8 protein-coding genes are annotated in these 14,711 nt (G+C 44.6%); all 8 read right to left on the bottom strand.

Going from position 1 to position 14,711, the window contains the following annotated elements:
- Nucleotides 1–9 precede the first annotated feature (9 nt).
- Nucleotides 10–2,160 (bottom strand): GH92 family glycosyl hydrolase, encoded by a 2,151-nt coding sequence (locus ITJ87_RS04335; protein ID WP_117964345.1) that lies wholly within the window; start codon nt 2,158–2,160, stop codon nt 10–12.
- Nucleotides 2,161–2,301: 141 nt separating this feature from the next.
- Nucleotides 2,302–3,435, bottom strand: coding sequence for a glycoside hydrolase family 76 protein (locus tag ITJ87_RS04330; RefSeq protein ID WP_005824849.1), 1,134 nt, complete (start codon nt 3,433–3,435; stop codon nt 2,302–2,304).
- A 14-nt stretch (nt 3,436–3,449) separates the two neighbouring features.
- Complete coding sequence (locus ITJ87_RS04325; RefSeq protein ID WP_005833935.1) at nt 3,450–4,598, bottom strand: SusE domain-containing protein; 1,149 nt, start codon at nt 4,596–4,598, stop codon at nt 3,450–3,452.
- Nucleotides 4,599–4,631: 33 nt separating this feature from the next.
- On the bottom strand, nt 4,632–6,242 hold the full coding sequence (locus ITJ87_RS04320) for a RagB/SusD family nutrient uptake outer membrane protein (RefSeq protein WP_117964346.1): 1,611 nt from the start codon (nt 6,240–6,242) through the stop codon (nt 4,632–4,634).
- A gap of 15 nt (nt 6,243–6,257) precedes the next feature.
- A complete protein-coding gene (locus ITJ87_RS04315) occupies nt 6,258–9,434 on the bottom strand; it encodes a TonB-dependent receptor (protein WP_117964347.1) in 3,177 nt (1,058 codons plus the stop codon).
- Between the two features lie 142 nt (nt 9,435–9,576).
- Nucleotides 9,577–11,040 (bottom strand): glycoside hydrolase family 125 protein, encoded by a 1,464-nt coding sequence (locus ITJ87_RS04310; protein ID WP_117964348.1) that lies wholly within the window; start codon nt 11,038–11,040, stop codon nt 9,577–9,579.
- 19 nt (nt 11,041–11,059) lie between these two features.
- On the bottom strand, nt 11,060–12,289 hold the full coding sequence (locus ITJ87_RS04305; RefSeq protein WP_117964349.1) for a glycoside hydrolase family 76 protein: 1,230 nt from the start codon (nt 12,287–12,289) through the stop codon (nt 11,060–11,062).
- A 225-nt stretch (nt 12,290–12,514) separates the two neighbouring features.
- Nucleotides 12,515–14,581: a beta-L-arabinofuranosidase domain-containing protein gene (locus ITJ87_RS04300; RefSeq protein ID WP_016272161.1), complete on the bottom strand. Its 2,067-nt coding sequence runs from the start codon at nt 14,579–14,581 to the stop codon at nt 12,515–12,517.
- Nucleotides 14,582–14,711: the final 130 nt, after the last annotated feature.

The raw sequence follows: 14,711 nt of genomic DNA, 5'->3' as shown, positions 1-14,711 counted from the left end.
ATTGTTTATCTATTCCGTAGTAATCACCAGTTCCTTGCCCTCCCTCAGTTGGTCATGGGTGATAAAGTAACCGTCAATCTTTTTACCGTCATAAGTAATGTCAATAATCTTCTTGCCGCTTCCTTTCTTCACAATCGTAAAGGGACGACCATTCAGATTGAACGTCACTTTATCGAACAAGGGAACAGTAACAATATATTCAGGATCGGCAGGCGAATAAGTGTAAAGTCCAATAGCATTGAGCACATACCACGAAGACATCTCGCCGGCATCATCCATCCCTGCATAAGCCAGCTTGTCGGCACCCATGTCATAGTAGTGGTTCATCAGACTGTCAAGAATGCATTGGGCTTTCTCTTGTTTGTCTATGAAATAATAGGTGTAAGGAATGCTGTGTCCCGGCTGGTTTCCGTGGCAATAGTTTCCGATGAATCCGGTCAGGTTGTGGGCCTCGTAACCTCTCCACGGTTCGCTGAATAAGGAATCCAGTTTAGCCTCCACCGCCTCTTTACTGGGATAGAGCTTAATCATGCCTTCGGGGTCGTGGGGGGCGAAGAAGAGGGCGTTCCATGCATTGGCCTCACGGTACATGTACTGGTAATAGGGATAATACGGATCGAAATCCTGAATCCAGCTACCATCGTCAATCTTACCTCTCCAAAAGCCGGTAGAGGGGTCGAATAGCGTCTTGTAGTTGTTGGAGCGTTCCATCATCAGTTTGTAGTTGGCTTCATCTCCCAGCTCCTTGGCTACCAAGGCTACGGCATAGTCATCGTAAGCATATTCCTGGGTCTTGGTCACAGCCCCTTTGTATTCGTCCCATGTGGGTACATTCACTGTGTCTTTTTCAGCAATCCAACCTCGCTCCATATACTCATCCAAATAGCGACGTCCTCCTTTACCGGGCACCGTAGCATTTTTCAGAATCAACTTATAAGCACGCTCTAGATCGAAATCATGCAAACCACGCAACCAAGAACCAGAAATAAAAGTGGAAGCGTGATCACCATGGAAGAAGGTGGGCATGTAGCCGTCACGCTTCTCACCTTTGTCAATAATAGACCTAATGATGTCAGTAGTCACATCGGGAGAAATCATACCTATGAGTACCAGTTTGTTGCGATAATCGTCCCAAAAAGAAGGGTCAGTGTAATAGTGGAAGCCGTTATTCACTACTTCGCCACGGACATCAGTATATTCATGATTCACATCGCTACGCAAAGCCGGCCATTTAAAAGCATGGAAGAAAGTAGAATAAAACAATCTCTTTTCACGTTCCGTGCCACCTGCAACTTGAATCTTGGAGAGGAGTGCTTCCCAAGCCGCATCAGCTTCTTCTGCCACTTGTGCAAAACTTTTGTTCAACATTTCGGCCTTCAAATTCATTTGAGCATTCTCTATACTCACAAACGAGAAACCAGCCTTCACTTCCAAAGGTTCAACACCTTTGCTGTCGATAAAACGCAGCACAGCCACCTCATGTTTGTCGTCTTTTACCATTTCCACTTGGCCTATTTTATAGTTGGTCTTAGCGTAAAAGTAGATTTTACCGTCGCCATCCTGATAACCCGTGAACGTATTATCGTCAACCTTCTCAATCTTCCAATCACGGACATCATTATTAGAACGGCGGATGTCTACCAATAACGACTTATCGTCGCCCTTCGCGAAAGTATATTTATGGTAGGCACAACGCAAGGTACTGGTCAACTCGGCGTTCACTTTATAGCGTTCCAGATAAACTTGGTAATACCCCGGATGCGCAGATTCCTTCTCGTGACTAAACCCGGAGCAATAATTACCCGGAGCGATAGTTCCCACCACTGGCAACATGGGGACATGCAACAAGTTCCAATGCCCTTTAGCAGTATGTGAAAAACCATAAATCACAGTGTCCTCATATTGATAGCCCGCACCGCTACGAAACTGTGTAACGGGGCTGAGCTGCACCATTGCGTTGGGCAAGGTAGCACCCGGATAAGTTTCCGCACCCCATGTACGTGACTTTATTTTGCGCGTATACCCTAAGTCCTCAGGCTCCCACAAAGTAGCCGTACCCAAGAAAGGATTGACATATTCGGTTAATTTCTTCTGCGTACCGCCACAGCCCGTCAGAACAATCAGGGCGAACAGTAGAAATAAATATTGATTCTGTTTCATCTTTTGTGTTTATTTTATATCAAAAACTGTTGTCTCTAAAAACATTATTTCCAAAATAACTGTCAATTAAAAATGGCTCTAAAAAAAATGTGCCGAAACCCAATAACCAGATTGAGTTTCGACACACTTTTAATTGCTAACTTATTTCAAGCTCTTTTCAAAGAGAGCTTTGGCTTCAATCAAAGTACAACCACTTGTCTGCGTAGTCAGATGGTTGTTGCCGCTATTGTTCATTGCCCAGTTAGTATTATACAGCAAATCAAGTTTATTGATTCCCTTTCGCCACAAAATTTCAGCATTATTGTTAAAGAAAGTGATGAATTTCTTCTTATATATGGGGTCCAAATTCGGTTCCATAATCAGCTGCACATAATAACGCATGAAAATACCCTTAAACAAACCTCCGTCACCATCGCCTTCATCACGAAGTAAATTGTTTCCAGTATCTATCATGCTGCTATTACTGATAGCGAAATTGGCAGCCTTACGAGCATCTTTCAAATAGGACTCTTCTCCTGTGATCTTATACAGTTCGTAAGCAGCACCCAAGAATGTACCTTGGTTATAAGAAAGAGAAAGTGTACTCAACTCACCCGTCTCACCGTTCACATTATCATAGATGGCGCCGGTAGCAGGGTTAAATAAATTTTCACGCTCCCATTTATAAATATTGACAGCCCAATCCAAATCCTCCTGATTCCCGTTAATACGGTAAAGACGAGCAGCAATCAAAGCAGCAGGGCCGTTGGAACAAGCATTTTTGCTCCATAGCTGGTCGTGAGTCCAAGCAATGCCACCACCTGCGTAATCGTTCCAACCGGTCTTGATTTCATTCCACATCTCTTGAGAAGTTTCCAGATACTTGTTTTCATCAGTAACTTCGTACAAGCGAATCATGGTGAGAGCAATCCACTCCATATCATCATAAAAGTTGTTCCAATAACTGCCACCGTTCTTTGCCTTGATACCGACATACCATTTGTCAAACAAGTCGCTGTACTTGCTATCTCCGGTACGATTGTAAGCATCTATCATCACATCCATAGCATGAGCCTGCGGCCAATAATGGAAATCCTTGATTGAACCGTCATTCCCGTAGTTGAAATAATTCTCTTCCGTATTCCAGAAACGATCTATCAGGGTCACAGAACTGCTGTCGGCAGCCGCATCCCAATCTATGGTGTAAAGCCCCTTATCATACATATACTCATCTTCTATCTCGCACGATTGAAGTGCCAAAAGAAGCAGGGGCAGACAAAATAATATTTTTTTCATAATCTCTCCTTAAATTAGTTGGCCAATTCCACTTTATGAGTATAGTTCTCCACATTGAATATCACACTAATCTTGGTGATGGCACCCGGATTGTGGCCATCGGCCGCACCATCGAATTCATTGTTCAGTTTCCACTTCTGATCCCATTGGTTATCAGGAGTCTCCATAATGTAGAAATAAGGATCTTCGGGAGTAGCCGCACCAGGATTAGAGTCTGTAGTATTCTTGGTTCCCCAATACTGTATACTACCATCAGCATAAGTCATCAAGAACTTATAGCGTTGGTCGCGCCCCCATCCTTCTTGCTTGAACTCAATTTTATCCTGACCGCAGAACACACCGTTTCCAACATAAGGCAATTCAAAAGTTGCGGCACCACTCGGGCAGAAGTAGAATTCCATCTTACTTACTTCCCTGACGGTTACAGATGCAATGGAGAAATCCATCTCAATGCGATAAACTCCCGTCTTTTCTACGGTTGTCTCGCCTTCGCCTTCCATAATCTTATTGCCATTGATATAAAACACCTTGGCACCTTCGGCTGCTCTATCTACCAGTTTGTAAGTCTTTCCGCCTTCCAACTTCGTAAAGACTTCGAACTTATCCTTTTCGGGTGAAGCACACGCCACGGCCTTAGAAGCATCCATACCACCTTCAGTAGCACTTCCGGTCAAGTAAAGCTGTGCCGGAATCTCTTCAAATCCCACCAAGCGAGTGATGGTGAGCTTCTTGCTTTCCTTTGCCATTACAGAATTCAAACCTCTGGAAGCCATTACTGTCCAAACAAGTGTACCCGTCTCACCACTGTTCAATCCGGCAGCCGCACCAACCTTGTTCAATGTCTTGTGGCTGATGGTAGCATAGCTCAAAGAACCGCCATTGTCAGAAAGCACTTTGTAAATAGGCTTAGAAAAATCTCCACCTTCTTTATCGAATACCACTTCATAAAGAGGGGCACCGCTATCTTCAGCCTTGGCCGACTCCCATTCAAAGAACAGACTGGCGCTGGCCGACGATTGCAAGACTACTTCCTTGCCGTCAGTGGGTTCATACAACTGATTTACTGAGGAAACTTTGGAATCCTTGTATTCCATGTCTTCCGTACAAGACGTAGCAAAGAGGACTGCCGAAAAAAGAGCTATTGTTGAGAATATTGTTTTCATTGTTCTATTGTTTTTAATGAGTTTAGATACACGTTAATTTCCATATCCCGGATTGTTAGGCGCCAGATTGGGATTCAAATTGATTTCACTGATAGGAACTGCCCAAAGGTAATCTCTTGCCTCTTCGAACTTGCGAGTGTCAAGCTTATTCTCGTCCACGAAGCTTGCACCGCGCACCTTGCCCGACAAGTATTCGTTGCCAGCCTTCCAACGCTTAATATCATACCAGCGCAAACCTTCCATCGCCATTTCTACACGACGTTCGTCGCGAATAATCTGCCTCATCTCTTCCTTACTCTTTCCGGCAGGAAAGTTCAAGGCTGCATCGGCAGTGAATCCGGCACGTTCGCGGATGGGACGGATAGTCTTGTTCCATACCGCTTCAGTCATACCGCTTGTTTCGTGAACAGCCTCAGCATACATCAGCAAGATGTCAGCATAACGCATAGTGATGATATTCATACCGGAATTCTGATCACCGGAAGCCTGCGGATTATAATACTTACGAGTGAAATAACCGGTAGAAGTGCCGTTTCCACCACCATCGTAGGCATCGGTTCCCGAACCCGGACGAATGTTGATGACTACGTCTTTACTGCCATCGTCCACATTGCCACTCCAATCATAGCCATCATAAATGATAGTAGCGGTGAGACGTGGGTCACGGTTATCGTAAGGATAAGCAGGGTTATAATCTGTCCCGGCTTCACTGATAGTCTTTCCACTAAGCATCAGATAAGTGTCTACCAACGATTGCTGCGGCACACGGTTCACGGCACGTCCGCCTCTTGACAAAGGAATCATGTCTACCATCTCACCCCAAGTAATCAAATTGGGTACATAAGAACGATCCATGATAATCTCTTCATTATACTCATTGGCTTCATCAAAAAGCCCGGCATAATCAGGAAATAAAGCATAAGTACCATATTCGCCTTGTTTGTTCATCAGATTGTCGCAATAAAGCATCACATTGTTCCAGTCGCTATCCATCAAGTAGACACGAGCCTGCAAAGCACAAACGGCACCTTTAGTAATTTTGCCCTTGTCTTCTTCGGGCAATTGGTCGCGAGTGGGAAGCGCATCCTTGATGTCTTCCAATTCTTGGTGAATGAAGCTGATAATGGTTTCGCGGTCTGTACGACTTACACTCCGCGATTCTTCCAGCGTGATGTCCTCCGTAAAGAAAGGTACTGCACCATAAAGGTTAGTCAGACGGAAGTAGAGGCTTGCACGGATATAGCGTATCTCGGCAATCATACGTGCTTTAACAGATGCGTCCATGTTGGGTACCAGATCCACCTTTTCAAGGAACACGTGGCAGGTCTTTATACCTCCGTAAAGGTCTTTCCATTCATTCTTGAAGATGTCGAGCGAGGGAGTGGCCATACCTTTGCGAATGGCACGTTGGTCGTCCACACTGCGACCGTCGTAAGCATTGTCACTCAAACTTTCATCGCTCCACATACGGCCTGCATTGTACATCTGGCTGTAAGCCATGTTCACCACATACTGGGCTTTGGTGGTGGAAGTCCAATAAGAGTTATCCGTAAATTTGTTTGTCGGTGCGTTCTCCATCTCGTTGCAACTGCAAAGCATCAGAACAGCCATTCCGGCAAAAGCTATATATTTTTTTAGTTTCATAGTTATCTGTTGTTTTTAGAATTCAATGTCTATACCGAAACCATAGTAACGGAGCGTCGGATAGTTTCTACCAGAATTGGCGCCACTATTACCCATCTTAGAGTCGAACTCAGAAGATTCAGGGTCAATAAACGAGTTATTACTGAAAGTCAGCAAGTTTTGTCCGTTGACATAGATACGTGCCTTTTCCATGCCCACCTTGCGGCTCCATGTTTTGGGGAATGTGTAACCAATCTGCAAGTTCTTCAGACGCAGGTATTTTCCATCCATCAAGAATAGGTCGGAACCTTGTCCGCTTCCGTAGTTGTTTCTGTTGGAAGTAGAACCCGGGGCAGTAAGTCTCGGCCAACGTGCATCGGTGTTGGTAGGAGTCCAGAAATCCAGTTGATGCTTATAGATATTATAAGAGTAATTGGCGTGGAACGGTTCAATCAATTCACCACGAAGCATCATGTCACGCTTGCCCACACCCTGCCAGAACATACCGAAATCGAATCCTTTCCATTCTACATTGTAGTTGAAACCGAAAGTAAGACGAGGGAAGGCATTACCCAAGATAAACTTATCCTTCGAGTCGATGACACCATCTTCGTTACGGTCTACAAACTTCACATCACCCGGCTGTACCTTTCCACCTACAGGAATAGCCGATGCCTCAATCTCCTCGTAGCTTTGGAAAAAGCCGTCCATCTTGTAACCGTAGTAAGACTCCAACGGACATCCTTCACGGGTGATACGGCTCAACTCCTCTATTTGTGAGATTCTTTCGTGACCAGGGTACTTCAGCACTTCATTCCAAGAGTCACCAAGATTGAAGTTGAAGTTATGATTTGCGGCTCCCGTTTTCAAACGATAGTTGATAGAGAGGTCCCAACCTTGATTCTGCATCTCACCAATGTTGTCCATCGCCATATCCGTACCGAATACCGAAGGCACAAGGGGCTTCATTAAAATGTCGCTCGTACGCTTGTAGAAATAGTCGAACGTCACATTCAAAGCGTTATTGAAGAACGAGGCGTCTACACCCACGTTGAAGGTTTTGGTCTTTTCCCAAGTCAAATTATCCTTACCTAACTTAAAACCTGCGCCCGATACTGTCTGGTTGTTGTATGCGTAAGAGTTGTTGTACAGTTCGTAAACAGTAAAACGGTCATAAGTACCAATAGACTGGTTACCCAAGATACCAAAAGAAGTACGCAGTTTCAAGTCACCCACACGTTCCTTGTAAGCCTGCATAAAGTTTTCCTCGCTCAAACGCCAGCCTAATGAAACAGAAGGGAAGAAACCCCATCGGTAGTCTTTATGAAACTTGGAAGAAGCGTCATAACGGAAGCTGAATTCTGTATAATATCTGTCAGCGTAAGAATACCCCACACGTCCCAACAGAGAAGTCAGACTGGTACGGTTGGATTCATCTACAAATGTTTTTCCTGTGATGTTTCCCACAGTACTATTGGTAATGTCTGTACCGATACCCAAGTCGGGATCTACCCCCTTCTTCTCAATCTCATTGCTAGACGAAGTAAACGATTCATTGGTTACTCCAAAAAGCCCGCTGACATTGTGTTTACCGAATGTCTTGTTGTAATCCAACAAAAGTTGGCTATTAATAAGGTAAGCCGTATGATTCCAGTTACTGGTCCGATAGTCAGTATCTTTCACTGGACGTGGTTCGGTAGCCTCTTCATTCAAGTAATAGGATACGCCCAAATTGCGGGTAGAACGCATGTCGTTTATCACATCCGCACCCAACACTCCACGCAACTTCAATCCGTCAATAAGCCGGAATTCAGCATTGACATTAGCGTTCAGATAATTGTTACGATACTTGTTACGGCCACCAGCTTCCAATGCTCCCAATGGGTTAAATTCAGTCAATACATCATTTAACAAATATCTTCCATCTTCCGATTTCATTTTGTAATAATAATAAGTAGGTACACGGGCGGCATCCACTTCCAAACTCCCACCGGTGGTACTTACACTATTATTACGTGTATAAGCCAAAATAGCATTCAGTTTCAAACGTCCCACTTCCGTGCTAACATTGGTACGAAAATTATAACGCTGCACGCCAAAATCACTGTTGCCCACATAATTACTTTCCTGGTCATAATAACCCATGGACACCATGTAAGTAGTTTTATCACTACCTCCAGATACGCTTAGATTGTAATTCTGCTGTAAGGCTGTGCGGACTATCTGATCAAAAAACCAGCTTTCTTCATTTTGATGGGCAGCCAGGTCACGGATTTGATCGGGTGTATACAAAGGAGCCTCTCCAGCATTGGTGGCAGCTAAATTGCGCAAAGTAGCGTTCTGATAGCCTTTCACCGGAGAAAACAAGATATCCGGATTCTGCCATCCCATCATACCACTTAACCGAACTGTCGCACGCTGGTTCTTCTTACCTTTCTTAGTAGTAACCAAAACTACACCATTGGAAGAACGTGAACCATAAATAGCAGCTGTACCGGCATCTTTCAAGATGGAAATGTTCTCAATATCATTGGGATTCAATTTATCGAAACTACCGCCATCAGCTACCAATCCGTCTATGACAAAAAGCGGACTATTGTCATTCACAGTGCTGATACCACGAATATTAAAGTTAGTCTTACGATCATTAGGATTGCTACTGCGCTGCTGGATAACCACGTTGGGCGCAGCCCCTTGCAAAGCATCTGTCATGTTAGCCACGGGACGGTCTTCGATCATGGAAGCCTTTACCTGGTCTACAGCACCTACGGCACTCTTGCGGGTAGTAGTACCATAACCGATAACAATAACTTCATCCAGCACCTTGGTATCCTCCTTTAAGACAACATTCAATTGTTTTTGATTTTTCACAGCAATTTCCTGAGTGGCATATCCCACATAGGAAAAGACGAGAACATCTTGGGCACTACAAACAATGGAATAGTTTCCATCCACATCTGTAATGGTACCCACACCTTCTTTACCCTTAACAGTAACACTCACTCCAATCAGGCTTTCACCTGTGGCATCCTTAACGGAACCTCTCACCGTGGCATTGTTTTGCTGCACCACAGTAATAGTCTCCGCATGTGCATAAACCGCAGGAGCCTGCGCCAGCATAGTCACAGCAGGCAAGGCAATAAGCCAGAACTTATAGTTCCCACCTATCCGAGCCAGCAATGAATTTACTGTGTACACTCGATTCTTTTTCATATTCTTTAAGATTAAACATTATAATAAATCACGATAAAAAAAGGAAAAGAACACAAATAATACCAACGAACAACCAATTCATGCAATTTGTATCCTAATCCTCCTTCCAGCGCACTTTATTGATTTTAAATAATTCCTGTTTTTACAAGCTGTTCAGCAAATCCACTTTACCCTCGTTCACTAATTTCAAAATCAATTCTCCAAACAGCGTATTCTGCCAAGCAAACCATGCACGGGTAAAGTTAGTGGGGTCATCCTTGTGGAAAGACTCGTGCATGAATCCCGTACCGGCATCCGTATCCATCAGCATTTTGATACAAATCTTTATCTCCTCATCATTCTGGCTGGTGAATGCCTTCATCATGATACTCATAGGCCATACCATATCATAACCAATGTGCGGACCTCCGATACCTTCACCGGCTTTACCTTTAAAAAAGTAAGGGTTGCTGCCACTCCACACAAAGCGGCGTGTATTCTGATAGATAGGATCGTTTACGTCCACATCACCCAAATAAGGCATAGCAAGAAGGCTGGGTACATTGGCATCGTCCATTAACAGATGATTGCCGAATCCATCTACTTCAAATGCATAGATTGTCCCAAACTCAGGATGATTGTAAGTGGCATATTTCTTCAGGGCTGCCTCCACTTCGGCTGCCAAATCGGTGCATTCTTTGGCCAAGGATGTTTCCTTGTTTACTTCCGTCAGAATTTCAGCAGCCTTTCTCAGAGAAGAGACAGCGAAAAAGTTGGAAGGGACCAGGTACTGAAGCGTAGTGGCATCGTCCGATGGGCGGAAAGCGGAAACAATCAGTCCCACCGGGTTGACCGGAGCACCCAAGCCGTCGTTATTCAGCGTATCCAGAGCACGTTCCGTCTTACGTTGGAAACGGTAAGGGCCTACACCGTCCTTACGCTGCTGTTCCTTGAAAGTCTTCAGGATAGCAGTAATTGCCTTCATCCATTCACCGTCGAAGATACTGCTGTCACCAGTTACTTTCCAATACTGGTAAGCCAGACGAAGCGGGTAACAAAGAGAGTCTATCTCCCATTTGCGCTCGTGCAGTTCGGGCTTCATATCTGTCAAGTCAGTCATCCAGTTGCCACCCGTAGGTCCGTCGTTGAAAGCATTGGCGTACGGATCAATGTTGATGCAAAGGAACTGACGGCGAATGACACCTTCGAGCATCTCTTTCAATTGCGCATCATTGTTGGCTAACTGCACATATGGCCACACCTGCGCACCGGAGTCACGCAGCCACATAGCATGGATGTCACCGGTATAAACAAAAGTATCGGGTTTACCGTCCAGCATGCGAAAGTGTACAGTAGTGTCAAGCGTATTAGGAAAGCAATTCTCAAACATCCACGCCAACTTAGGATTGGTAAGCAGTTTCTTCACGCGAACAATCTCAGCTTCCACCGCTTTTGAGGTGAAAAGGCGTTTCTTCATTTTTGGACGATTGCTCTTGTAAGCAGCAGTCATCTGAGCATAGTTCTCCACACAAGTGTTGTCACCTTTCAGGATAAAAGTGTCTGCCTTAGCATAGCCTTGCATACAGAGCATGGCAACAGCGCACAAGGTAATGTTTCTCTTTTTCATTTGGTCTGATTCGTTTTAATTATAAAGACTGATTAGCGAACACGGCCAAACGCGCGTACATCTCTACCATGGCGGCTTGTGTCAGCAGCCATTTACGATTGTCGCGGCTCTTGCCGGTGAAATCAGTATTGAAAAGGCCGTTATCTTCACGGGCATGCGTCCAAGCATAGTCCAGACTGCGGGCAAAGGAATCAAGATAAACCTTGTTACCGTCCACCTGATAGAGTTCCATAAAACCACGCAACATAACGGCGGTGAACCACACATCACCCTTCTTCAGCATATGGAACGGTTCTCCCTGTCCGGGGGTGAATTCCATGAAGAAATAATTATGACAAGCAGCAGCAATCGCTTGCGCATCCTTCAGATACTGCCCATTACCGGTAAGCTGATAGAGCAAAGCAGCCGACTGCATCATCTGACCGCTGTTATAGGCAAATTTGGCACGTCCTATCTCACCGTCCAAACGCATGTTGTCGAAGTAAAGGCAGTCTGTTGTGTCCTGCAATGTTGCTTTAGTCCACTCGTACAAACTCTTCCCTTTCTCAAAATAGGAGCTGTCTTGCGTAGCCTTGAAAAGTTTCAGGGCAAAGACGGAACCAGGGGCGTTGGAACAAGTGTTCTTTGATTCCTTCTTCTGTTCGCACCAATAGATACCTCCTCCCAAACAATCGTCCATACCGCTTTCTATAAACTTCCAGATAAGCTTGGCGCTCTGCAGATAGTTCTCTTGGCTAGTCATCAGATAGACGTCTGTGAAGTCAATGCCGAGCCACACGTTGTCATCGTAAAAGCGGTCGGACAACGGAGCGTCCTTGATGTAAGAAGCATACGCTTCGGGCATACGACGAGTATCGAAATATTCAGCAAGTCCCGGAAGCACTTTCTCATCAAGCAACTTCTGATAGTTCCCGAAATCTTTCTTGTTATCTTTAGTGGCCTCCATCAACGCATTCACTGCGGAGAAGGAACCGGAATAAGGCCACAAATAAGAGTAGAGATTGGGACGGTTCTTTTGTTCCTCGGAAGCCAGATAAGTAGCGGTATAGCCTTCCACGTCCGAAGGATAATTCTCACGCAACAGACAAGTGCCCGGTGCGGAATAGTGAGCATATAAGGAATCAAGTGTTTGTGTAGATCTGACCAGCATTGCGTTATCTGCCACAGCCGGTTCTTTCTGTGTCTTGCATCCGGTTACTGCCAAGGCGCATGCCAATAGGCAGAGGAGTGCTTTCTTGGAATTTTTCATCTTTTTTCTACGGCATTAAATTGTTCGACTTGTTTTTCACTCCGTTGCAGGAGTCTTCTTTTATATAATATATAAACCCTATTAAAAACGATTGCAAAAATAGACAGTAAGGTTAAAAGCCAACTATAAATCCGTGACATAACCGTCCACATTCCGGACATGGCAGAATTCTAAAACAAGTTTGTCACAAAACAGACACACCGTTTTCCCCATACTTCGGAAACATCATTTCCCAACAACTGGAAATTCTGAAATACGCAGGGTTGTACAACCGTAGGGTATCAGCGTGATTTCTTGCTCTCCTCCTTCGGCACTGCCACAGAAAGAGAAAGGCTGGGGCCCTGCCATTTCATTATATACTGTCCAAGTAGGGATAAGACGAGCCTTCATCTTTATTTCAACCGGTGCATTTTCCTGATTCCAAGGAAAGTCCAATTGCTGTTTTTGGCTATTGATACTTACTTGGGCCACCTCGTTCATTCTGTTACGGTCAAAATCCACCAATCCGTAGTTCCATGGATCCGAAGAAGTCACCTGATAATAATAAGAACCATACCAACTATCCTTAAACTCTTTCTTTTCCCAATTTTCTTCCATTTTCAGGGCATATACCAACGGACCTCTTTCAATAGATACTGCGTTTTCATACCAAGTGCTAGTAAAGACCTCCATGGGCAGATACAGTTCAATCTTATCATTCCGCTTCCATATACGGTCTACGATAGCTATTTTCCCACCTTTGACAGTTTGCTCCATCTTTCCATTTACCCGTATTTCAGCTTGCTTGCACCACTTCGGAACACGCAGGTGAAATGGAAATTTCACTTGTTTCACCTTATTTCTCACCTCTTTAATGGTAAAAGTTATCTGATGATCCATCGGATAGTAAGTATCTTCACTGATAACCACCGGTACATTATCACCCACATTGGCTGTTACTTCCGACGGAGAATAGACAATGGCTGCAATGCCGTTATCAGGTGTGGCATACCATAAGTGCTGTGTAAATTTTGGCCAACCTTGGTGCATATTCGAAAAACAACATGGGTATCCAGTCAGAGTGCCAAAAGCAAGGTCTGTCCCTTCATGATCCTGGTCGAAGTTGCGACGATGGCGTGTTACCATCACCTGATTCGGTTGCTGGAAATATTGCTTAGTCATAAAGTCATCGGATATTTGGGCTGGTAAAGCATTAAAAGCAATGCGTTCCAAATGGTCGGCAAAGTCTATGTCTCCTGTAATCTCCACCATTTTTTCCAGCGAGTACATCAACTCTACGGCCGAACACAACTCCGAGCCTTGTGTAGGATTGTTTCCATGCAAAGCCTCATCGCCTCCATACATGCCTTGCGGCTGTCCATGGAACCGGCGAATATCTCGAAAGCCTTCCTTGACAGCATCAATATATTTCCGGTCGGTATCTTGCTGATAATAAATAATCGGTTCTTTGATGCCTTGTGCCAAATTAACACAGTGTATAGTGCAGGTTCTGCGCAAGTCTCCCCTATCTACCATATCTATGAAACTGAAACTCTGCCGGTGCAGCAAATGCCCCAATTCAAGCAAAAAATCCTCCCCCGTAAGATTATAAAGCCAATATACAGCTTGCAAATTGTCACAAGCACGGAATTCTGCCCAACTGCTCCAGTGTCCTAAAGGTTTTTGCGGCAAGGTATTCAGTTGATAACGGAAATATTTTGTCATAAAAGCGACGACTCTCTTATCGTTCGTTGCCGAATAATACTGCTGTAGGATTTTCAGCACGACCATACGTGGCCACCAGTCTTGCGAGTTATCACGTTGCAGTCCAGGCTCTCCCGGATAATCTTTTTCAGGACCGAAGAATCCGTCCTCACGCTGGCTCTGCAAAGCCCATTCTATCCAAGGTTGCACTTTGGCTTTCAAGACATCATCATCCAGTATATACGCCAAAGGAAGTAGACCGTCTATCCAGTATGGACCGCGTTCCCACTGGTCTCCATCACCACCTAACCAACCATTGCGTTTGCCCATAACCGAAGGGTAAAGAACATCCATCTGACCACTGGCGCCATTTTTCTGACGAACCAGCATTTCGTGCAACCAGCCTTTAGGTTTGATACTGCCTAAAGGAAGTTCCATTAAGGGCTTACGGAGTAGAGGATAGCGATTATTCTTGTAGTTTCCTTCTACTACCTGGCTCAAAAGAGCATCCACTTGTTTCTCCGCCTCAGGCGTAAACCACTTTTGAGCAGATATTGTAAAGAGATTAGCAGCTAATAAACATACAACAGCAAATATTCTAATTTTCATTTTTCAAGGTATTTGTTATTTCCAATAAATTTACTTCAATAGAGTTGTTAACTTACTCACATTAAGCACTTACACCTGAGAATCATCAGATCCTTGTGTCTGTGGTGACAGACACAAGGATCTGAAAAAT

This window comes from Bacteroides sp. HF-162 (assembly GCF_015679285.1).
Classification (GTDB): domain Bacteria; phylum Bacteroidota; class Bacteroidia; order Bacteroidales; family Bacteroidaceae; genus Bacteroides; species Bacteroides uniformis.
The sequence above is the reverse complement of the archived record's forward strand: the minus strand, read 5'-3'. Positions and strand labels throughout refer to the sequence as shown.

Coding starts and splice junctions, on each gene's coding strand:
- ITJ87_RS04335 (WP_117964345.1), bottom strand. CDS start 2,160: ATGAAACAGAATCAATATTTATTTCTACTGTTCGCCCTGATTGTTCTG.
- ITJ87_RS04330 (WP_005824849.1), bottom strand. CDS start 3,435: ATGAAAAAAATATTATTTTGTCTGCCCCTGCTTCTTTTGGCACTTCAA.
- ITJ87_RS04325 (WP_005833935.1), bottom strand. CDS start 4,598: ATGAAAACAATATTCTCAACAATAGCTCTTTTTTCGGCAGTCCTCTTT.
- ITJ87_RS04320 (WP_117964346.1), bottom strand. CDS start 6,242: ATGAAACTAAAAAAATATATAGCTTTTGCCGGAATGGCTGTTCTGATG.
- ITJ87_RS04315 (WP_117964347.1), bottom strand. CDS start 9,434: ATGAAAAAGAATCGAGTGTACACAGTAAATTCATTGCTGGCTCGGATA.
- ITJ87_RS04310 (WP_117964348.1), bottom strand. CDS start 11,040: ATGAAAAAGAGAAACATTACCTTGTGCGCTGTTGCCATGCTCTGTATG.
- ITJ87_RS04305 (WP_117964349.1), bottom strand. CDS start 12,289: ATGAAAAATTCCAAGAAAGCACTCCTCTGCCTATTGGCATGCGCCTTG.
- ITJ87_RS04300 (WP_016272161.1), bottom strand. CDS start 14,581: ATGAAAATTAGAATATTTGCTGTTGTATGTTTATTAGCTGCTAATCTC.